The sequence below is a fragment of the Herbaspirillum rhizosphaerae genome, from assembly GCF_046025915.1.
In the GTDB taxonomy this organism is placed as follows: domain Bacteria; phylum Pseudomonadota; class Gammaproteobacteria; order Burkholderiales; family Burkholderiaceae_D; genus Herbaspirillum; species Herbaspirillum rhizosphaerae_A.
On the sequence record NZ_JAQQFR010000004.1, the window covers coordinates 127,735 to 146,961 of the forward strand.

Consider the following 19,227-nt stretch of genomic DNA (forward strand, 5'->3'; position numbering starts at 1 on the left):
ATCGACTACCGTGCCAGTTTTTCGCGCACGTGTTCTTCGTGAAATACGGAGTGCGCAGGTTTGACCAGATCGCTGCGGCTGATGAGGCCGATCAACTGCAACGATGCTGCATCGGTAACGACAGGAAGACGTTCGACGTGATGCGCCGCCATGCGTCGCGCAACCGACTGGCAGGTTTCCGTGGCGAAGGCCAGCAAAGACGTCGACGGCACAAGTACATCACCGATGGCCATCGTGTCCGCCGCTTCAGCGTGCGCGTCAAGATAGCCATAAAGAGTCGCTCGGTCCAACATGCCAAGAAACTTGCCGCTGTCGTCGCAAACAGGGAAGGCGCGATGCCGCTGCGTCGAATCGAAATAGTCGGCGGCAATGTCCTTCAAGCGTGCGCTCGCCGCAATCCATATCACTTCTCGCGTCATCACTTCTTCCACAAACATGCGTTCCTGCGGATCGACGCTGTATTCGCGATAGATATGCAGGCCGCGCCGGGCGATCTTTTCAGTCATGATCGACCGACGCATGACCAGCACGGTAAAACCGTATGAGATGCCGGTCGCCAGCAACAAGGGCAGGAAGGCGTTGAAGTCACCTGTCAGTCCAAGCGCAAACACAGCCGCCGTCAGCGGCGCACCCAGTACGCCGGCAAGCACTGCGGCCATGCACACCAGCGGCCACAAGCTGGCATCGCTGCCGGGGATGGCATAGGCGATGGCGGTGCCCAGTCCTGCACCGAGCATCAATAAGGGCGCCAGCACGCCGCCGGACGTGCCTGAACCGAGCGCAATGATCCAGATGATTGCCTTCACGGCGAGCAAAGCCAGCACTGCGGAAATAGCGAGGTGGTGATTGAGCAGATCGGCAATGACATCGTAGCCAACCCCCAGCGCCCGCGGTTGAAAGTAACCACCCACACCGACAGCAACCGCTCCGAGCGCAGGCCACCACATCCAATGTATCGGCAATGCGTGGAAGCGATCTTCGACCCAATACAAAGCCACTGACATTGCGGACGACAAGGCGCCGCTCAGCAAGCCTGCCACGATGCAGATCAACATCGCAGACAGTCCGACCGGAGCAGTATGCAGAGGAAACAGCGGTCCCGGCTCAAGCAACAGCGGCCTTGCAAAACCGGCGACGGCGCAGGCCAGGATGACCGGCAGCAGACTGCGCGGACGCCACTCGAACAGCAACAGCTCCACCGCCAGCAGGACGGCTGCTGACGGTGTACCGAATACCGCCGTCATGCCTGCGGTAGCGCCGGCAACCAACAGGGTTTTTCGCTCCGCCGCGCTGACGTGGAAATGCTGCGCAATCAGCGAGCCGATGGCGCCGCCGGTCATGATGATCGGGCCCTCTGCGCCAAACGGCCCACCGCTGCCGATCACGATGCCGGACGCCAGCGGCTTGAGTACGGCGACCTTGCCGGACATCTTGCTCTTGCCGAACAGAATGGCTTCGATGGCTTCCGGAATGCCGTGGCCGCGGATTTTTTCAGAACCGTAGCGGGCCATCAATCCAACGATCAGTCCGCCGATGATCGGCACAATCACCACGGCGATTCCCAAGGTGTGTGTTGCGGGCGAGCGATCTGCAAACGACAGCGTCTGGAAGAAAAACAGATTGGTGAAAAAATGGATCAGGTTCAGCAGAACAAATGCGGCAATTGTGCTCATGCCGCCGATGGCAACGGCGATACCTGCCAGAAAAAGAACTCGTCGGTCGAGGGTGAAATCACGTTGATGGCGGCGCATGGAATCGTTGGGCTGAAATGGACGGAGTTGAAAGATGAGGTGATGGTGCAGCAGCGTATTGGGCTGGCGATCATGGGGCAACATGCTTCGATAAATATATCACAATGTGATGTATTTATATTTGTCTATAACAATTCTCACCGCAGCGTCCGTTTACTGCTAAAGATAGAAATTATTCGCGCCAAAAATGAAATTATTTTTAGATGGGTGAAGATGGTCGGTAAATAAAAGGAAATGGCCGCTGTAAGAAACGTTTTGTAACCATTTGCTTTTTTGAAATGTCTCTGGTGAGTCTTATAATGGCCGACCGAATTGCCTGATGCGAAGAAAAATCATGAAAGTCGAAGCAATCCACTGCAAGGAAGTTTTGGTCGTCCAGGCGGACGGCAGCCTCGACACAGCTGGCGCCCGGGAATTTGCCAGGCAGCTGCAAAATTACTGCGATACGGATCTGATAAATGTGATCCTGGATTTTTCCCGGCTGGACGTGCTCGGTTCTGCGGGACTGCAAGTGCTCTATCTGTTGAGCAAGAAAGCAAAATCGCGCGGTGTGCATCTTGTCGCTGTTGGTCTGCAACCGGAGGTACGAGAAGTGTTCGACAGCAGCGGTTTTGTGGCTTTTTACAAAATTCTTGATAGCGTGGAAGACGGCCTTGATGCATTTAGCCGTGACGCTATGCCGTCGCCGCTCTGAGTAATCAAATACTCCCCCCACCGTTTGCTGTTGTTCCCAGCCGGAATTCGCTCAGTCATTTCCAGCTGCCAAGCGGTTCCAGATAAGGCGACGCTTCAGCCTTGCCCCAGCGCAGCGGCAGTGCTGATCGAACATGTCTGGCCTGCGTCACTGAAAACTGCATCAGTCGCTGCGCACCGATGAACGACGCCACTTCAGGACCATTCCAGATCACCTTCCCGGTGACTGCGACGTACAACAGATCACCGTTGCTGAAGTCGACAAACAGCAGGCCTGCGCGTGGAAACGTGACCAGATTTCCTATCGTGTTGAAGAAGAAATTGCCGATGAAATCCGGCACCGTCAACGTGTGATTTCCATCCACGCGGACGAAGCCCGGTTTGCCGCCACGATGCGATACGTCGGTGCCGTGACGTCCTCCGACATGGTGCGTGTTTTCGTCAGCAGCGGTAGCGATGAAGAAGGTATCTGCCCCGGCAATCAATGCGATCATGGCGGGCGTCAGTACCGGTCTGATTTCTTCACTGACGAATATCTGTGAATCAGGAATGACCAACTCTGGTCTGCGCGCCTGAATGTACTTTGGGCAATTGCCAAAACATTCGGTGATGCTAACCGAGAATCCGGCATCGCTTATCTGTTCCACGACCCCATTGGCGCGATTGCGCCGACGCGTGTGAGGTTCGATACCGAGCAGACCCAGCGCGGCGCCTTCATGCAAATTCACATGCAAAGGATCGGACGCATGGGCGTGCGCACGGACTTGCAATTGCTGTTCGGTCGGCGACGACACAAAGCCAACTCCGCCTGCAAGGATGGACGCCCACGGTTGACCGGTGTCGTCGCGGCTGCCGACCAGCAAGAACGGAAGTTGCTCAAAGAAGTCGCGGTGCTGATCCGGCATGTAATCGCGGATCACGCGTGGGCCGATAGCTTCCATTTTTTCACGCACACCCACTCGTTGCTGGGCAATCAACTCACCCTGATGGAAGGTGTCGTGTTGCGATACTGCTCGCGTTGATTCAGTCATGAGCAACTCCGTTCTGATCATCTGCTACTGTCTGGAGACCGCAGCCTTACAAGATAACTTACGCAGCAAGCGGCGACGCCGGCATCGGCACGAAATTGCGCAGGCTTTCCACACTTGCAAGCCACGCGCGCACCTGCGGATACGGGGTCAGGCTGACGCCGCCTTCGGGCGCATGGGCGACATAGCTGTAGCAGGCAATATCAGCGATGGTCGGATGCGTGCCGACCAAAAAGTTGCGACCGCCGCCGAGATGTGTCTCCAGCAGCTGCAACAAGCCTGCGGCTTTTTGCTTGGCCAATTCATAGTCGTGCGGCGCGTTGAATACCTTCACCAGTCGCGCCTTACCTGGACCTTCCAGTACTTCACCCGACGCCAGCGACAAGAATTGTTGCACCTTTGCGGCGTTGGCTGCATCGTCCGGCAGCCAGCCGCTGTTGCCGTAGCGCTTGGCCAGATACACCAGAATCGCTGTTGAGTCGTACAAGGTCACATCACCATCCTCGATGACCGGCACCTGACCGCGTGGATTCTTGGCGAGAAAGCCGGGTTCCTTTTGCGCCTTGTTCGGCAGATCGACGTAGATAAATTCATACGGAAGATCGAGCAGGGACAAAAACAACTCGACGCGGTGGCTATGGCCGGACAAGGGAAAACCGTGGAGGCGGATGGGTTGCGTGGGCTGCATATGAATCTCCTGATGAAGGTCTGTGGGTGCGCAGGTTTGCGAAGAAGGTACAAAAATAAACTCTCTCGGACGGTTTGGCGTAACATGTAAAAAACTGTACCGAACGTTCGGTACAATAGACAATCCAAAGCAAGCTGTCAAATAAATTTATAATCTTGAAAACAACAACCGAACCGTCACGTAGAGAACGACGGACGTGTATTTCACGTTGTGCTGCTACTCACCGAAGAAATTACCTATGCCTGCTCCAAGCCTGTCCCGCGATGAAGTTGCCCAGCGCATCCTTGCCGAATTCCGCCGCTCGGGGTATCAGGGCGCGACCTTGGCGAGCCTGTCGGAAGCCACCGGCCTGGGCAAGTCCAGCCTTTATCACTACTTCCCCAACGGCAAAACCGACATGGGGACGGCAGCGCTGGAGGCGGTCGGTGCGTGGTTCGGCGAGCACGTCATGCCAACGCTGGCGGAAGACGCACCGGCCGAAAAACGATTGAAGAAATTCAGTGCGGCGCTTAGCGAGTTTTACGCCAAAGGCACCCGGCCTTGTCTGACCGATTTGTTCACCATCGGCGAAGCGGGCGAGTTCTTTCAGCAATATCTGAAGCAGCGTTTGAGCGGCCTGATCAAGGCGCTCGCTGCCGTTGTGGCCGAGACCGGCGTCTCTGCCGAAGAAGCATCGCGTCGCGCAGAAGACGCCATGATCACCATGCACGGTTCACTGGTTGTATCGCGCGCCTTGGGTACGACCGCGCCTTTCGTGCGCACCATGCGCAACTTCCCGGGCGTCTTGCTCGGCGAATAAGGTCACTGTTCGCCGGCGTTCGCGACCGGCCTTTCTTTTTCTTTTCCTTTCCTTCTCAGCATCTCTTGCGCCTGCCTCTGCCAGGCAAGGTATTCCTCATTGTCACGCCGTCACGCCGCCACGCCGTCATGCATGAGGGCAGCATGGTCACGTCGTCTTGCCGTCCTTCAACAGTTTCCAAATCGAGTCGCCTTAGTTTTTTCCTATCGCTCTCATTAAAACAAAGCGCTTGCTTGACATTTATCTAGTTACTATTATTATGAAAGTAACTGTCCGAATGGTCGGACGCTACCTTTTCGGAGAATCCCATGAGCAACGCAGCAAACAACGACAAGAACCTTGGCACCGCACTCATCACCGGTGCGTCCACCGGCATCGGCGCAACCTATGCAGACCGTCTGGCCCGTCGTGGCTACGACCTGGTGCTGGTCGCACGTGACGCACAGCGTCTGGAACAAGTGGCGGAGCGCCTGCGCAAAGAAACTTCGGTCAAGATCGAGATTCTGCCTGCCGATCTGGTCAACAAAGCCGACCTGCTGAAAGTCGAACAACGCCTGCGTACCGACACGTCCATCACCATGCTGGTCAACAACGCCGGCATGAGCATCGCAGGCGAACTGGCTGATGGCGACATCGACAAATACGATGCGATGATCCAACTCAACATCACCGCCGTGATGCGTCTGGCTGCAGCTGTTGCCCCGGGCTTCATCCAACGTAAGGGCGGCACGCTGATCAACCTCGCATCGGTGCTGGCGTTGGCGCCGGAGATGTTCAACGGCGCGTACAGCGGCACCAAGGCATTCGTGCTGAACCTTACCCAATCGCTGCAAAACGAACTGGGTAAACATGGCGTGCGCGTTCAAGCCGTCTTGCCGGGTGCTACCCGCACCGAAATCTGGGAACGTTCCGGCTCCGATATCGACGCTTTTCCCGACGCCATGGTGATGAGCGTGGACGACCTGGTCAACGCCGCACTGACCGGCTTGGATTTGGGTGAACAAGTCACGATTCCACCGCTGCCGGACGTCGGCCAATGGGAAGCGCTGACTGCAGCACGTCAAGCGATGGGCCCGAATCTGTCGCTCAAGAACCCGGCTGACCGCTACACCAAGTAATTGCATCCCACCTCAATAGACGCCATCACGCCGCATGCGACGCAAATGTCTCGACGATCAGGATTGCCCCGTAGCCTGCACCATGCAAGTGGTGGGCGAGTGGTGGAGCATCCTGATCGTGCGCGATTGCCTGCGCGGTTTGACCCGCTTCGACCAGTTTCAGAAAAATCTGGCAATATCCCCCAACATGCTGGCGCGTCGACTGCAGACTTTGGTCGACGCCGGCTTGCTTGAACGCCGCCAATATCGGCAACATCCGCCGCGCTACGAATACCTGCTGACCGAACGCGGTCGCGACTTTCGTGTTGTGATTGCGGCGATGTACGACTGGGGCTTGCGCAATTTCAGTGATCCCGTGCAGCAGCTCAGGCAAGGCAGTGCGAACGACTATTTGCAGGAACGGATGCAGCAACAGATTCAGCAAAACAACGAGGAGACATGAAGATGCAAACTTTGGTCGTAGGCGCCGGTGCAGTCGGCGGATATTTTGGTGGCCGCATGCTGGCTGCCGGACGCAACGTGACATTTCTGGTGCGTGAAAAACGGGCAACGCTGTTGGCTAAAAACGGTTTGCAGATCAAGAGCCCGGCGGGCGATCTCACACTTGCCAATCCACCGACTGTCCTCAAAGAAAACCTGACGCAGCATTACGACCTGATCGTCCTCAGCTGCAAAGCCTACGACCTGGCCGATGCCATCGAATCTTTCGCCGCTGCGGTGGGGCCGCAGACGGTGATCTTGCCGCTGCTCAACGGCATGCAACACTTGGATATCCTGTCGCAGCGTTTTGGCGCGGAAAAAATCCTGGGCGGCCAATGCGTCATCGCCAGCACCATCGATGCCGACGGCGCGATCAAACATCTGAATACTTTCCATGGCATGACCTTCGGCGAACGTGACGGCACGTCCTCGCCACGCGTCGCACAGATCGAAAAAGAAATTACAGGTGCCGGTTTTGACGTCAACGTCAGCCCGTCCATCCTGCAATCGATGTGGGAGAAATGGATCATGCTGGCATCGCTGGCGGGCAGCACCAGCCTGATGCGCTCCACTGTCGGCGATATTCTGCAAGCGCCCGGCGGCGAACAATTCATCACCGCTTTGCTGGAAGAAAATGCCGCCATTGCGACTGCCAACGGCCATGCGCCGAGTGGTTCTTTTTACGACCGCACGCGCAAGATGCTGACTGAAGCCGGCTCGACATTGACCGCTTCCATGTTCCGCGACATCAGCAATAATGCGCGCATCGAAGCCGATCACATCATCGGCGATCTGCTGCGCCGTGGGCGCGAAGCCAAGACCAAAACCGACCTCTTGCAAGTCGTCTATATCCATCTCAAAACTTACGAAGCGCGTAGTCGGCGCGAAGCCTGATGACGCGTTGAGTTTCTCCGTCGTCCCAGCGAACGCTGGGATCCAGTGCCGTAAAGCTCGCTGATGCGACACTGGATCCTTACTTTCGTCAGGAAGACGGCGATATAGATTTACTTATTCTCTTACGTCTTACCAACCGCCACCCAGCGAGCGGAATGTCGTCACCGCAGCACGCGCATCATCGGCACGTACTTGCGCCAACTGATCGCGCGCATGCAGCAGCAAGCGATCCTCCTCCAGTACTTCCGTCAGACTCAATGCGCCACCTTGAAACGCATCTTGCGCTGCAGTGCGTGCGCGTTGACGCGCGGCGACTTCATCGGTCAGTTCCGTACTTTGTTTCTCCAGTTGCACCAGCGTCACGATGGCGTTCTCCACGTCTTCGGTGGCGCGCAATATCGATTGGCGATAACGCGCCAGCGCTTCCTGATTGGCTCCCTTTGAGCGGGCGACTTCGGCATCGATGCGGCCAAAATCGAACAAGCGCCAACGCAGGCCCAACGCGGCTTGCGGCTGGAAGCTGTTGGCGGTGAACAAGCCTCCCGCACCGAGACTTTCAAATCCCAACAATGCTGACAAGGACAGCTTGGGGTAATACTCTGACATCGCCACGCCGATGCGCGCATTGGAGGCCGCCAGACGGCGCTCTGCCGCCAGCACATCGGGACGGCGGCGCAACAATGCGGCGCTGCCATCGGCAACGGTGATGGCAGGGACTGTCGCGACGGTCGACGTGGTCGATGCGTCGTCGCCCAATTCCTTGGCATAGGTTCCCGGCACCGCACCCATCAGAACATCGAGGCGATTGAGCTGACGCTCCAATTCAATACGCAACGGTGGAATGCCGGAGCGCGCCTGAGACAGTTGAGCTTCGGCCAGTGCGCTTTCACGCTGGTTCGACATGCCATCGCGCAGACGCAGGCGCACCAGGTCGAGCAGTTTACTGCTGGTTTGCACCTGATCTTCGGCAATGCGCAGACGGGATTGCGCGCTGCGAATGCGGAAGTAGGCATCGGCGGCTTCCGCAACAATAGAAATGCGCACGCCCAGATGATCAGCCTCGGCGGCGTCGCGTTCCGCATCGGCGGCTTCTGCGCCGCGCTTCAGCGAACCTGCGAGATCCAGTTCCCAGCTTGCGCCGATGCCCACGTCATACAGCGTCTGAGTACGTTCATAACCGGGGAAGCTGCTGGCTATTTTGCCGAGCGGACTATTTAGCGATTGCCTGGCGCGCGCTGCCTGACTTTCCACGCCGACCTGCGGGCGGCGCTTTGCGCCGGCTTCCTGCGCTGCGGCGCGGGCTTGCTCAACACGTGCAACGGAAGCGGCAAGATCAAGGTTCTGCTCAATCGCGCGTTGCACCACACGGCTCAGCACCGGATCGTTGAAACCTTTCCACCATTCATCCAGTTGCGGCATGGGTGCAAGCGCTGAACCAGTCGTACCTGTCGCATTCCTCTGCGCCAGCAGGCCGGCATTGTGGAACGCGCCACCGGTTAGTGCCGGTGCCTGGTAATCGGGGCTGCTGGCGCAGCCCGTCAGAAATACGCCGACCGCCAGCGCTACCGCGCTCAGGCTTGCCGATCCCATCAGTGTGTTGCCGTCCGTTGCTGCCATTGCCGACTCCCTTTGAAAAATCCGATTTTTGACTGGCTTCGAAAAGTTACTTGCAAAATGATAGTGTCTAGTTTAATCTAACTATCAAAATGAAAGCAACTGGCAATCTGAAATATTTTCTCCGGCCGCAACAGCTTGCTGGAAAAGGATTTCAGAGCATCAGCGTATGCAGGACAACGGCGTGTTTCATAACCAGCCCCGCGCGGGCTTACGATAGAAAGACTGGGGTACAACATGAGCAATCCAACAAGTGTTGCGTCGGCGAACGACATCGGGCAGTCCGCGACCACACAGAAAAAAAGCAAAGGCAGGATCGTGAAGATCTTCGTGGCGGTCGTCGTGATTGCGGCGATCATCGGCTATCTGATCTACTGGTTCGCGGAAGGACGCTATTGGGAACACACCGACGATGCCTATGTCGGCGGCGACATCACCGTGATTGCCCCCAAGGTGCCGGGCAACATCGCACAAGTGCTGGTGACCGATAACCAGCGCGTCAAAGCCGGTGACTTGCTGATCAAACTGGATGACCGCGACTACGTCGCCGTATTGAACAAACTGAAAGCCGCCGTGCAGGCGCAGGAAGCGACACTCGCCAATATCGACGCCGAGCGCCGCTTGCAGGAAGCCGTGATCGAGCAAAACAAGGCAGGCGTCGTCGCCACGAATGCCGAGACATCACGGGCCCATGACGATCAGACGCGTTATCAAAGTCTGTCGTCCAAGGCGGCAGTGTCGGTGCAGAGTTTTCAGAAAGCCGATGCCGACTACAAGCAGGCCGTCGCCAATGGACAGAAGGCGCAAGCCGGTCTGAATGCGGCGCAACGTCAGATCGACGTATTGGCAACACAAAAGCAAAGAGCGCAGGCCGCATTGCAGCAAGCCATCGCTGAACGCAATCTTGCGGAGCTGAATGTGGCCTACACCGAACTGCGCGCACCGGTTGACGGTGTGGTCGGCAATCGTCGTGCTCGCCTCGGTGCCTATGCGGCTACCGGCGCACAATTGCTGTCGGTGGTGCCGGCGCAAGGTCTGTGGATCGACGCCAATTTCAAGGAAAATCAGATTGCCCATTTCCAGACCGGGATGGCAGTGAAGATCAAGGCGGACGTCTTGCCGGGTGAAACGTTTGAAGGCCATGTCGCCAGCATTGCACCGGCAACCGGCGCGCAATTCAGCATCCTTCCTGCGGAAAATGCCACGGGTAATTTCACCAAGATCGTCCAGCGCGTGCCGGTACGGATTCTGCTCGACGGTGAAGCTGCTCGCCTTGGTAAGCTGCGTCCCGGCCTGTCGGTGACGGCGGAAGTCGATGAGCGCATGCCTGTCTCTGAAGGCAGCAAAGCCAAGCGGAGCTGAGCATGAGTGCCGTCGCCAGCACCTCCGGCGCCTCCATGGCGCCACCGCAAGCGTCGCCCGCCGAGCTGACGCAAAAGGCCAAGATCCTCGCCTTCGCCACCATGTGCGTCGGCATGTTCATCGCCCTGATCGATATCCAGATTGTGTCTGCCTCGCTGGCAGACATCGGCGGCGGTTTGTCAGCCGGTGCGGACGAAACCGCTTGGGTGCAGACCAGCTACCTGATCGCCGAAATTATTGTTATTCCCTTGTCCGGCTGGTTGGCGCGCGTGATGTCGACGCGTTGGCTGTTCAGCGCCTCAGCGGTCGGCTTCACCGTCGCCAGCATGTTGTGCGGCATGGCTTGGGACATCAACAGCATGATCTTTTTCCGGGCGCTGCAAGGTTTCCTCGGTGGTTCGATGATCCCGATGGTATTCACCTCGGCGTTCTTCTATTTCTCCGGCCATCAGCGTGTGATTGCAGCGGCAACCGTCGGTGCGTTGTCATCGCTGGCACCGACGCTTGGACCCACGGTCGGAGGCTGGATCACCAGCAATTATTCGTGGCACTGGTTGTTCTTCATCAACCTCGTGCCGGGGATTTTTGTCGCGGTGGTCGTGCCGATGCTGGTACGTATCGACAAGCCGAACATATCGCTGCTCAAAGGCGCCGACTATCTTGGCATGATCTTGCTGGCAGCCAGTCTGGGTTGTCTGGAGTATTCGCTGGAGGAAGGTCCGCGGCTTGGCTGGATGGGCGACGACATCATCCGGACGACAGTCTGGATCTCGGTCATTTCCGGTATCGGGTTTATCTGGCGCAGCCTGACCTACGCCAATCCGGTCGTCGACCTGCGTGCGCTCAAGGATCGCAACTTTGCGCTTGGTTGTTTCTTCTCGTTCGTGACGGGGATCGGCATTTTTGCCACGGTATATCTGACGCCGGTATTCCTGGCGCATGTGCGCGGCTTCAGTGCATTGGATATTGGCCTGGCGATTTTCGCCACCGGCTTGTTTCAGATTTGCGCGATTCCGTTTTACACCTATCTCGGACGCCGTGTCGATCTGCGCTGGCTGATGATGTTCGGCATGGCGTGCTTTGCGCTGAGCATGTGGAACTTCACGCCCATCACGCATGACTGGGGCTGGCGCGAGCTCATGTTGCCGCAAGCCTTGCGCGGTTTTGCGCAACAGTTTGCGGTGGCGCCGGTGGTGACGTTGACGCTTGGTGCGCTCAAGCCGGAACGCTTGAAACAGGCTTCGGGTTTGTTCAACCTCATGCGTAATCTTGGCGGTGCGATCGGTATTGCGGTGTGCGGCACGATTCTCAACGATCGCACCAACCTGCACTTTTTGCGTCTGGCAGAACATCTGAACAGTGCCAACGAATCCATGAACAACCTGGTGCAAAACACCGGTGCCAATATGCTGGCATGGGGACTCGATGGCGGCAGTGCGCCGACCGGCGCTTTGCAGCAGTTGTGGAAACTGACCATGCGTGAAGCGCAGACGCAGACTTTTGCCGATGCCTTCCTCGCGGTGATGGTGTGCTTTCTGGTGGCGATTGTGCTGATACCGTTCATGCACAAGGTGGCGCCGCCGAAAGCGCCATCAGCCGACGCGCATTAAAGTTCTAGAACGGCTCTGCCGGCGCCATACGCTGCCGGGCCAGCTGGGCAGAGCTCTGCCGTACCGCCCAGCGTATCGGCTTCGCCGCGACCGCGACTGCCCGTTGCAGCATCACCTGCTGCAACGGGCGCAGCGGTTTTACGCCGAGTTGCAGCTTGGCCCAGTCCGGCAGCATATCAACGCCGGCGCGCATCATCAGCCGTGTCCACGGCACTGCCAGCGCATTCGGCGCGGGGGCGTTCATTACCAGCTCCAGGGTCTTCAGCGTGCGTGCGTCGCAATGCAATTGCGGCCGCATCTTTTCTATATAGCTGTCCATGTCCATCAGCGTGCGCGGCACATTTCTTGCTCCAAGTTGTTCCGCGATCAGGGCGATTTCATCGAGGTACTGGTTCTGTTGTGCCACGCCCAGTTGCGGATTGCGATAGCGCAAATACGCGCGCAGGAAATTCGATACTTCCGCCACATGCACCCAGGTCAGCAAATCAGGATCGTCGGCCGAATAAGCGCGGCCATCCGGTGCGACACCGCGCACGCCGCTGTGGATGCGACGCACCAGCGCGATCAGTTTCTCTGCATCCTGACGATTGCCGTAGGTCGTTCCTGCGATAAACTGCGCGGTGCGTCGCAGGCGGCCAAGCATGTCTTGCTGAAATGTGGAATGATCCCACACGCCGGCCAGCGCTAACGGATGCAACATCTGCATCAGGAGCGCGCTGACGCCGCCGATCAGCATCGCAGTAAAGTCGCTGTGCACCAGCCAGGCGGCAGAGTCCGGGCCGAACAGGCCAGGGTCGCCCAGGGGATAGCGAAAATCAGGGCTGCCGGGAGGGCGGCTGATGCTGATCACGCTGGCTTCTATGCGGGTGCGTAGTAATTCCATGGCTTGGTCGGAGGCGGCGGAGCGGAGAAATGAGATGGTAAGGCTTTTGTCGATTGCGCGCAGAAAGACGACAAAAGAGGGAAGAAAAGAACAAAAACGAACGAAAAAAGAGCAAGAGAAGAAGAAAAAGGCGCAAGAGTAGTGGCTTTATAGCAAATTATTCTGAGTATAATAAAAGTCTCATTTCAGGGAACCAAAGTTCATGTCAATGGTCGAGTTGGCGCTGCGTCGCCCGTACACCTTTATTGTGATGGCGATGCTGATCGTGCTGTCCACGCCGCTTGTCCTCATGAAAATGGCGACGGACATTTTCCCGGAAATCAATATTCCGGTCATCAGTATCATCTGGAACTACAACGGTCTGTCCGCACAGGAAATGGGGCAGCGTATCGCTTCCCAGAACGAGCGCGGCCTGACCACCGTCGTCAGCGATATCGAACACATCGAATCGCAATCCCTGGCCGGCGTGTCCGTGATCAAGGTGTTCTTCCAGCCTACCGCAAATATCCAGAACGCCATCGCCCAGACCGTCGCTTCGGTGCAATCGCAGTTGCGCCAACTGCCGCCAGGCATCACGCCGCCGCTGGTGATCAAGTATTCCGCGTCCAGTATTCCCGTCATGCAGCTGGCGTTGTCGAGCCCGACGCTACCTGAGCAATCGCTGTTCGATGCCGCCATCAACACGCTGCGTCCACAGCTCATCACGATTCCCGGCGTTGCCGTGCCTTTCCCTTACGGCGGCAAGACCCGTCTGATTTCCGTCGATCTGGATACCCAGGCGCTGCAGGCGCGGGGCCTGTCGCCGGTTGACGTGGTCAACGCCGTCAATACCCAAAACCTGATCCTGCCGTCGGGTACCGCCAAGTTTGGCGGCACCGAATACACCATCAAGATGAACGGCTCGCCGGAAGCGGTGAATGGACTGAATGACTTGCCGGTACGTACAGCCAACGGTGCGACCACCTATCTGCGCGACGTCGCCTACGTACGCGATGGCTTCTCGCCGCAAACCAACGTGGTGCGCCAGGACGGCGTGCGCGGCGTCCTGTTGTCGGTGCTGAAAAATGGTGGCGCCTCCACGCTGGACATCGTCAACAACCTGCGCGCGCTGCTGCCCCAGGCACAGCAGACCATGCCGGCTGACGTCAAGATCACCCCGCTGTTCGACCAATCTCTGTTCGTGAAGGCTGCGGTCAAGGGCGTGGTCGCCGAAGCGTTGATCGCCGCCGGCCTGACTGCCGCGATGGTGTTGCTGTTCCTCGGCAACTGGCGCAGCACGGTGATCATTGCTGTCACGATTCCGCTGTCGATTCTGGCGTCGATTCTGGTGCTCTACATGCTCGGCGAGACGCTCAATCTGATGACGCTGGGGGGCCTTGCGCTCTCGGTCGGTATCCTGGTCGACCAGGCGATTGTGACGATTGAGAATATCGAGCGGCACATGCATATGGGTAAGCCACTGCATGATTCCATCATCGTCGGCGCGGGTGAAATTGGTGTGCCGGCCTTCGTTTCGACCGTCTGTATTTGTATCGTGTTCGTGCCGATGTTCTTCCTGTCGGGTGTGGCGCGCTTCCTGTTCGTGCCGCTGGCCGAAGCGGTGGTGTTCGCGATGGCGGCGTCTTATATCTTGTCGCGAACGCTGGTGCCGACGCTGGTAATGCTATTGATGAACAACGCCCATGGTGCCGACGACGGTGGCAAGCCGAGTTTGCTGCAGCGTTTGTATCGCGGCTTCGATGCACGCTTTGAGCGCGTGCGCCGTGCCTATACACTGGTGCTGTCTTCGCTGCTGGCGCATCGGCGCCGCTTTGCGCTGGCCTTCCTCGGTTTTTGTGTGCTGTCTTGCCTGCTGTATCCCTTCCTCGGCCGCGACTTTTTCCCGAACGTTGATGGCGGTCAGATTCGCCTGCACATGCGTGCACCAACCGGTACGCGCATCGAAGAGACTGCGCGCATCGCCGACCAGGTGGAGTCAGTCATTCGCGAAATGATTCCCGCCAGCGAATTGGAAACCGTACTCGACAATATCGGCGTACCCAACAGCGGTATCAATCTGTCGTACAGCAATGCCGGCACCATCGGTACGCTCGACGGTGAAATCCTGATGTCGCTGCATGAAGGACATCGACCGACCGAGCAACTGGTCAGCATGCTGCGCGCCGAATTGCCGAAGCGTTTCCCCGGCATCGAGTTCTTCTTCCAACCGGCCGATATCGTCACGCAGATCCTGAACTTTGGTTTACCCGCAGCGATTGACGTCCAGTTCACCGGACCCAATCTGCAACAGAACGCCCAGCTTGCCGCCGAGCTGACCAAGCAGATCCGTCAGATTCCCGGTGCAGTCGACGCCCACGTGCATCAACGTCTGGATGGCCCGGCGCTGGATATGCAAATGGATCGCACGCGTCTGCAGCAGTACGGCCTTTCCGCCGCCAACGTCGGCCAGAACGTGCTGATCGCCTTGTCGGGCAGCTCACAGACGACGCCGGCTTTCTGGCTCAATCCACAAAACGGCGTGGTCTACAACGTCGCTGTGCAGTCGCCGCAATACCGTGTCGACTCGCTCGATTCGCTGCTGAGCATCCCGGTCGGTGCAGGTGGTGTCGGCACTGCGACGGGCGCGCCGACCAACACACAATTGCTGGGCAATCTGGTGGACGTCAAGCAAGGACGTCAACCGGCGATTGCGTCGCGCTACAACATCCTGCCGGCAATCGACGTGTTCGTCAGCGTGCAGGGCACCGACCTTGCCACAGTTGCGGGCAAAGTCAGTAAGCTGGTTGAAGAGATGAAGCCCAAGCTGCCGCGCGGCAGCCAGATCGTGATCCGCGGTCAGGTGCAGACCATGCAGTCTTCCTTCATCGGCCTGGGCGTCGGTCTGGCGATGGCGATCGTGCTGGTCTATCTGCTGGTGGTGGTCAACTTCCAGTCGTGGATTGATGCGGCGATCATCATTGCCGCCTTGCCTGCGGCGCTGGCAGGAATTGCGTGGATGCTCTTCATCACCGGCACCACGCTCTCGGTGCCGGCATTGACGGGGGCCATCATGACCATGGGGGTCGCGACCGCCAACAGTATTCTGATCGTGTCGTTCGCACGTCAGCGCAAGGATGAAGGCGCGACGCCGCTGGCGGCAGCGCTGGAATCCGGCGCCACGCGTATTCGCCCGGTGCTGATGACGGCGCTGGCAATGATTATCGGCATGATCCCCATGGCGCTGGGCCTGGGCGAAGGTGCGGAGCAAAATGCACCGCTCGGCCGTGCTGTCATCGGCGGTCTGATCTTCGCGACCGTATCGACTTTATTTTTCGTCCCCGTCGTTTTCGCGGGCGTTCACCAACGACTGGCGCGCCGCAAAGAAGCGCGTCAGGATCACGGGCATGGGCCGGTCGATAGTGGTACGCCACCACAGCCGCCTCAGCCTCAGCAGCCGTAACAGGAGATAGGAAGCAATGTCGCAAGAACGTCATTCTCAACTCGGCATCCATCCCGTGGATCCGGATGCATCCGGAGAGCTGCTGAAACGTCAGCAGATCGTACGCCGCACCAAGATCGTCATGATCGTGGTGCTGGTGCTGCTCGCCGTGGGCGCTGCCCGCACCGTCATCAGCCGCGTCTTCAATGCACGCGAACTGGAATCCGGTACGGCAGAGCGTGCCAAGCAATACGTCAAGACCGCCATCGCCAAAAGCAGCGACGCCGGCCAGACGCTATCCCTGCCGGGCACGCTGCAAGGCTTTGTACAGTCGCCGATTTCAGCGCGCGCAGCAGGCTATCTGAAACGCTGGCACAAGGATATCGGCAGCCGCGTCGAAAAGGGTGAGCTGCTGGCTGAACTCGATACGCCGGAAATCGACCAGCAATTGTCGCAAGCCATCGCCGCGCGCCAGCAAGCTGCATCCAGTCTGGAACTGGCCAAGAGCACGGTGGATCGCTGGGAAGCACTGCGCAAGAAAGACGCCGTCTCGCAACAGGAACTCGACGAGCGCCGCAGTGGTTATTCGCAAGCCCGTTCCAACCTCGCCGCTGCCGACGCCAATGTGGAGCGCCTGCGTCAGGTGGAAGGCTTCAAACGCATCGTCGCACCGTTCGCCGGCGTGATCACACGTCGCAATGTCGATGTCGGCGATCTGATCGACCCGGGTGCCGGTGGCGGTGCAGGACGTGCCCTGTTCACGCTGGCGCAGACTGATCCGCTGCGCGTCTACATCAACGTGCCGCAGTCTTATGCCAATCTGATCAAACAGGGGCAGAAGGTCGTCGTGACGCAATCCGAACTACGCGGCAAGAGCTTCGAAGGCAAGGTTGTCCGCACTGCGGCTTCGATCGATATCAGCACGCGTACCATGCAGGTGGAAGTATCGTTGCCGAACGCCGATGGCGCCTTGTTGCCGGGCGCGTTTGTTCAAGTGGCTTTGCCGCTGAAGCCGAGTGGTGCGCTGGTGGTGTCGACCGATACGCTGATGTTCCGTCGTGACGGTAGTCTTGTAGCAGTCGTCGACGACAAGAACCGCGTGCATCTGAAACGTGTGCAACTCGGCCGTAACTATGGCCAGACCGTGGAAATTCTCGACGGCATCACCGGTACCGAACGTCTGATTCTCAATCCGTCCGATTCTGTGGCGGAAGGCGACGAGGTTGCCTTGGCTCCCGAAACCAAACCGGCTGCCAAGGCGGAAGGCAAACCAACAGAACAAGGCAAGTCGTGATGAAGCTGCGCCTGCATCCGATTGCTGTCGCTACCTCTGCCATTGCGCTGAGCGCCATCGTATTGGCGGGCTGCGCAGTCGGTCCCGACTATCGCAAGCCTGACGTCGACATGCCGGTCACCTGGCAGCTTGATGCGCCGTGGCGTCAAAGTACGCCTAGCGACACGCAAGCCAAGGGCGCGTGGTGGGAACGTTTCGGCGACACCAAACTGAACGCCTTGCAAGAGCAGGCGCTTTCCGGCAACCAGACGCTGGCGTTTGCCGCTGCACGGCTGACGCAGGCACGCGCTACCGCCAATTCGGTTTCGACCGGCATGTATCCGCAAGTGAGCACCGGCGTTCGCGCCTCGCGTTTGCGCATCGCCGGCAACCGGCCGCTGACCAACTACAACTCGCCCAACTTTGCCACGGTGCAGAATGATTTTGCGTTGGGCCTGAACGCCAGCTATGAAGTTGATCTGTTCGGCCGCGTGCAGCGCAATGTCGAAGGCGCCCGTGCCTCGGCCGAGCAATCCGCCGCCGATCTGGAAAACACGCGTCTGCTGTTGAGCGCCGATCTGGCGACCAATTACTTCAACCTGCGCGAGCTGGATGTCGAACTCGACGTGCTGTCGCGTTCTATCGAGCTGCAACGCAAGGCGCTGGAACTGGCGACGTCGCGTCATGATCTCGGCGCGACTTCCGGTCTGGACGTCGCCCAGCAGCAAGCCTTGCTCGACACCACGCTGACGCAGGTGGATGTGCTGCGCAAGGCGCGCTCGCAATATGAACACGCTATCGCGACGCTGACTGGTACTCCTGCGCCGAACTTCTCCTTGCCGCCTGCATTGGCGCCGATGACGCCGCCGGCAGTACCGATCGGGATCCCATCCGACCTGTTGGAACGCCGGCCTGATATCGCTTCTGCAGAGCGCGCCATGGCCGCTTCCAATGCGCAAATCGGCGTGGCCCGTGCAGCGTTTTTTCCAAGTGTGATTCTGGCGCCCTCGTATGGCGTTGACAGCCGCAACATCGAGACCTTGTTCAATGCGCCGAGCGTGGTGTGGTCGTTGGGGGTATCCCTGACGCAGACCCTGTTCGATGGCGGTCGCATTAGCGCCAACGTTGATTTCGCCAAGGGCGGCTATGAAGCCTCTGTCGCCAACTACCGTCGTATCGTACTGACCGCAATGCAGGAAGTGGAAGACGGCATCACCGGTGTGTCCGCATTGGATCGCGCTTATGCGCAGGCCCAGGCTGCGATCGTCTCGGCGCGCCGTGTGCTGGACATCGCCAACAGCCGTTATGAAGGCGGTGTGGCGACCTACCTCGATGTGATCACCGCGCAGCAGTCGCTGCTCAACAGCGAACGCCAGGCCGCGCAGCTGATGGGGCAGCGCATGCTGACTTCGGTCTTTCTGATCAAGGCCTTGGGCGGCGACTGGCCGGATGCGAAGCTCGCGCAGAAATAGTCGGTGGATAAAAAAACGGGGCCGAGGCTAATGCCGTTCAGTTAAATTCACCAGCTTCGATTTTTGAAGTAAAAATAGTCGTAAAAAAAAGAGGCGCCGCTCCGAATAATTTCGCAGCGGCGCTTTTTTGTTTTAACGATCAGC

17 protein-coding genes are annotated in these 19,227 nt (G+C 58.4%); 12 read left to right on the top strand and 5 right to left on the bottom strand.

Annotated elements, in window-relative coordinates; translation table 11 throughout:
- Nucleotides 1-5: 5 nt before the first annotated feature.
- Nucleotides 6-1,751: a chloride channel protein gene (locus PQR63_RS07510; protein ID WP_408166981.1), complete on the bottom strand. Its 1,746-nt coding sequence runs from the start codon at nucleotides 1,749-1,751 to the stop codon at nucleotides 6-8.
- Here PQR63_RS07510 and PQR63_RS07515 point away from each other — a divergent pair.
- On the top strand, nucleotides 1,632-1,979 hold the full coding sequence (locus PQR63_RS07515) for a hypothetical protein (protein WP_408167440.1): 348 nt from the start codon (nucleotides 1,632-1,634) through the stop codon (nucleotides 1,977-1,979). The genes PQR63_RS07510 and PQR63_RS07515 overlap by 120 nt on opposite strands.
- A 106-nt stretch (nucleotides 1,980-2,085) precedes the next feature.
- A complete protein-coding gene (locus PQR63_RS07520; RefSeq protein WP_408166983.1) occupies nucleotides 2,086-2,445 on the top strand; it encodes an STAS domain-containing protein in 360 nt (119 codons plus the stop codon).
- A 55-nt stretch (nucleotides 2,446-2,500) separates the two neighbouring features.
- On the opposite strand, the gene PQR63_RS07525 is transcribed toward PQR63_RS07520, so the two are convergent.
- Together PQR63_RS07525 and PQR63_RS07530 are read right to left on the bottom strand one after the other, a co-directional pair.
- Complete coding sequence (locus PQR63_RS07525; protein WP_408166985.1) at nucleotides 2,501-3,475, bottom strand: pyridoxamine 5'-phosphate oxidase family protein; 975 nt, start codon at nucleotides 3,473-3,475, stop codon at nucleotides 2,501-2,503.
- Nucleotides 3,476-3,533: 58 nt separating this feature from the next.
- A complete protein-coding gene (locus tag PQR63_RS07530; protein WP_408166987.1) occupies nucleotides 3,534-4,160 on the bottom strand; it encodes a glutathione S-transferase family protein in 627 nt (208 codons plus the stop codon).
- A gap of 238 nt (nucleotides 4,161-4,398) precedes the next feature.
- On the opposite strand from PQR63_RS07530, the gene PQR63_RS07535 reads away from it, so the two are divergent.
- The 4 genes from PQR63_RS07535 to panE all read left to right on the top strand — a co-directional run bounded on the left by PQR63_RS07535 (nucleotide 4,399) and on the right by panE (nucleotide 7,451).
- A complete protein-coding gene (locus tag PQR63_RS07535; RefSeq protein WP_408166989.1) occupies nucleotides 4,399-4,959 on the top strand; it encodes a TetR/AcrR family transcriptional regulator in 561 nt (186 codons plus the stop codon).
- A 308-nt stretch (nucleotides 4,960-5,267) separates the two neighbouring features.
- Nucleotides 5,268-6,077, top strand: coding sequence for an SDR family NAD(P)-dependent oxidoreductase (locus PQR63_RS07540; RefSeq protein WP_408166991.1), 810 nt, complete (start codon nucleotides 5,268-5,270; stop codon nucleotides 6,075-6,077).
- 34 nt (nucleotides 6,078-6,111) lie between these two features.
- Nucleotides 6,112-6,519, top strand: a complete 408-nt coding sequence (locus PQR63_RS07545; RefSeq protein ID WP_408166993.1) for a winged helix-turn-helix transcriptional regulator — start codon at nucleotides 6,112-6,114, stop codon at nucleotides 6,517-6,519.
- A gap of 2 nt (nucleotides 6,520-6,521) precedes the next feature.
- The gene (gene panE, locus PQR63_RS07550) at nucleotides 6,522-7,451 is read left to right on the top strand and encodes a 2-dehydropantoate 2-reductase (RefSeq protein WP_408167434.1); all 930 of its coding nucleotides are present in this window, start codon (nucleotides 6,522-6,524) and stop codon (nucleotides 7,449-7,451) included.
- A gap of 129 nt (nucleotides 7,452-7,580) precedes the next feature.
- Here the strand turns inward: panE and PQR63_RS07555 are convergent, their stop codons facing one another.
- Nucleotides 7,581-9,068 carry an efflux transporter outer membrane subunit gene (locus PQR63_RS07555; RefSeq protein WP_408166995.1) on the bottom strand — a complete coding sequence of 496 codons (1,488 nt, stop codon included), beginning with the start codon at nucleotides 9,066-9,068 and terminating at the stop codon, nucleotides 7,581-7,583.
- A gap of 234 nt (nucleotides 9,069-9,302) precedes the next feature.
- On the opposite strand from PQR63_RS07555, the gene PQR63_RS07560 reads away from it, so the two are divergent.
- Nucleotides 9,303-10,427: an HlyD family secretion protein gene (locus PQR63_RS07560; RefSeq protein WP_408166997.1), complete on the top strand. Its 1,125-nt coding sequence runs from the start codon at nucleotides 9,303-9,305 to the stop codon at nucleotides 10,425-10,427.
- A 2-nt stretch (nucleotides 10,428-10,429) separates the two neighbouring features.
- The gene (locus tag PQR63_RS07565; protein ID WP_408167000.1) at nucleotides 10,430-12,037 is read left to right on the top strand and encodes a DHA2 family efflux MFS transporter permease subunit; all 1,608 of its coding nucleotides are present in this window, start codon (nucleotides 10,430-10,432) and stop codon (nucleotides 12,035-12,037) included.
- A 4-nt stretch (nucleotides 12,038-12,041) separates the two neighbouring features.
- Here PQR63_RS07565 and PQR63_RS07570 read toward each other — a convergent pair whose 3' ends face one another.
- Complete coding sequence (locus PQR63_RS07570; protein ID WP_408167002.1) at nucleotides 12,042-12,920, bottom strand: oxygenase MpaB family protein; 879 nt, start codon at nucleotides 12,918-12,920, stop codon at nucleotides 12,042-12,044.
- On the opposite strand from PQR63_RS07570, the gene PQR63_RS07575 reads away from it, so the two are divergent.
- Genes PQR63_RS07575 through PQR63_RS07590 form a run of 4 tightly spaced genes read left to right on the top strand, consistent with a single transcriptional unit; the run spans nucleotide 12,877 to nucleotide 19,083 of the window.
- Nucleotides 12,877-13,062, top strand: coding sequence for a hypothetical protein (locus tag PQR63_RS07575; RefSeq protein ID WP_408167441.1), 186 nt, complete (start codon nucleotides 12,877-12,879; stop codon nucleotides 13,060-13,062). The genes PQR63_RS07570 and PQR63_RS07575 overlap by 44 nt on opposite strands.
- 60 nt (nucleotides 13,063-13,122) lie before the next feature.
- Nucleotides 13,123-16,359: an efflux RND transporter permease subunit gene (locus tag PQR63_RS07580; protein WP_408167004.1), complete on the top strand. Its 3,237-nt coding sequence runs from the start codon at nucleotides 13,123-13,125 to the stop codon at nucleotides 16,357-16,359.
- A gap of 16 nt (nucleotides 16,360-16,375) precedes the next feature.
- Nucleotides 16,376-17,632 carry an efflux RND transporter periplasmic adaptor subunit gene (locus PQR63_RS07585; RefSeq protein WP_408167006.1) on the top strand — a complete coding sequence of 419 codons (1,257 nt, stop codon included), beginning with the start codon at nucleotides 16,376-16,378 and terminating at the stop codon, nucleotides 17,630-17,632.
- Complete coding sequence (locus PQR63_RS07590; RefSeq protein ID WP_408167008.1) at nucleotides 17,632-19,083, top strand: efflux transporter outer membrane subunit; 1,452 nt, start codon at nucleotides 17,632-17,634, stop codon at nucleotides 19,081-19,083. Before PQR63_RS07585 ends, PQR63_RS07590 begins: the two co-directional genes overlap by 1 nt.
- The last annotated feature ends 144 nt before the right edge of the window (nucleotides 19,084-19,227 follow it).

Excerpts from the sequence above, each read along its gene's own strand:
- PQR63_RS07565 (WP_408167000.1), top strand. The coding sequence starts at position 10,430 with ATGAGTGCCGTCGCCAGCACCTCCGGCGCCTCCATGGCGCCACCGCAA.
- PQR63_RS07525 (WP_408166985.1), bottom strand. The coding sequence starts at position 3,475 with ATGACTGAATCAACGCGAGCAGTATCGCAACACGACACCTTCCATCAG.
- PQR63_RS07570 (WP_408167002.1), bottom strand. The coding sequence starts at position 12,920 with ATGGAATTACTACGCACCCGCATAGAAGCCAGCGTGATCAGCATCAGC.
- PQR63_RS07545 (WP_408166993.1), top strand. The coding sequence starts at position 6,112 with ATGCGACGCAAATGTCTCGACGATCAGGATTGCCCCGTAGCCTGCACC.
- PQR63_RS07515 (WP_408167440.1), top strand. The coding sequence starts at position 1,632 with ATGGATCAGGTTCAGCAGAACAAATGCGGCAATTGTGCTCATGCCGCC.
- PQR63_RS07510 (WP_408166981.1), bottom strand. The coding sequence starts at position 1,751 with ATGCGCCGCCATCAACGTGATTTCACCCTCGACCGACGAGTTCTTTTT.
- PQR63_RS07590 (WP_408167008.1), top strand. The coding sequence starts at position 17,632 with ATGAAGCTGCGCCTGCATCCGATTGCTGTCGCTACCTCTGCCATTGCG.
- PQR63_RS07585 (WP_408167006.1), top strand. The coding sequence starts at position 16,376 with ATGTCGCAAGAACGTCATTCTCAACTCGGCATCCATCCCGTGGATCCG.
- PQR63_RS07530 (WP_408166987.1), bottom strand. The coding sequence starts at position 4,160 with ATGCAGCCCACGCAACCCATCCGCCTCCACGGTTTTCCCTTGTCCGGC.
- PQR63_RS07555 (WP_408166995.1), bottom strand. The coding sequence starts at position 9,068 with ATGGCAGCAACGGACGGCAACACACTGATGGGATCGGCAAGCCTGAGC.
- PQR63_RS07575 (WP_408167441.1), top strand. The coding sequence starts at position 12,877 with ATGCTGATCACGCTGGCTTCTATGCGGGTGCGTAGTAATTCCATGGCT.
- PQR63_RS07535 (WP_408166989.1), top strand. The coding sequence starts at position 4,399 with ATGCCTGCTCCAAGCCTGTCCCGCGATGAAGTTGCCCAGCGCATCCTT.
- PQR63_RS07580 (WP_408167004.1), top strand. The coding sequence starts at position 13,123 with ATGTCAATGGTCGAGTTGGCGCTGCGTCGCCCGTACACCTTTATTGTG.
- PQR63_RS07560 (WP_408166997.1), top strand. The coding sequence starts at position 9,303 with ATGAGCAATCCAACAAGTGTTGCGTCGGCGAACGACATCGGGCAGTCC.
- PQR63_RS07540 (WP_408166991.1), top strand. The coding sequence starts at position 5,268 with ATGAGCAACGCAGCAAACAACGACAAGAACCTTGGCACCGCACTCATC.
- panE (WP_408167434.1), top strand. The coding sequence starts at position 6,522 with ATGCAAACTTTGGTCGTAGGCGCCGGTGCAGTCGGCGGATATTTTGGT.
- PQR63_RS07520 (WP_408166983.1), top strand. The coding sequence starts at position 2,086 with ATGAAAGTCGAAGCAATCCACTGCAAGGAAGTTTTGGTCGTCCAGGCG.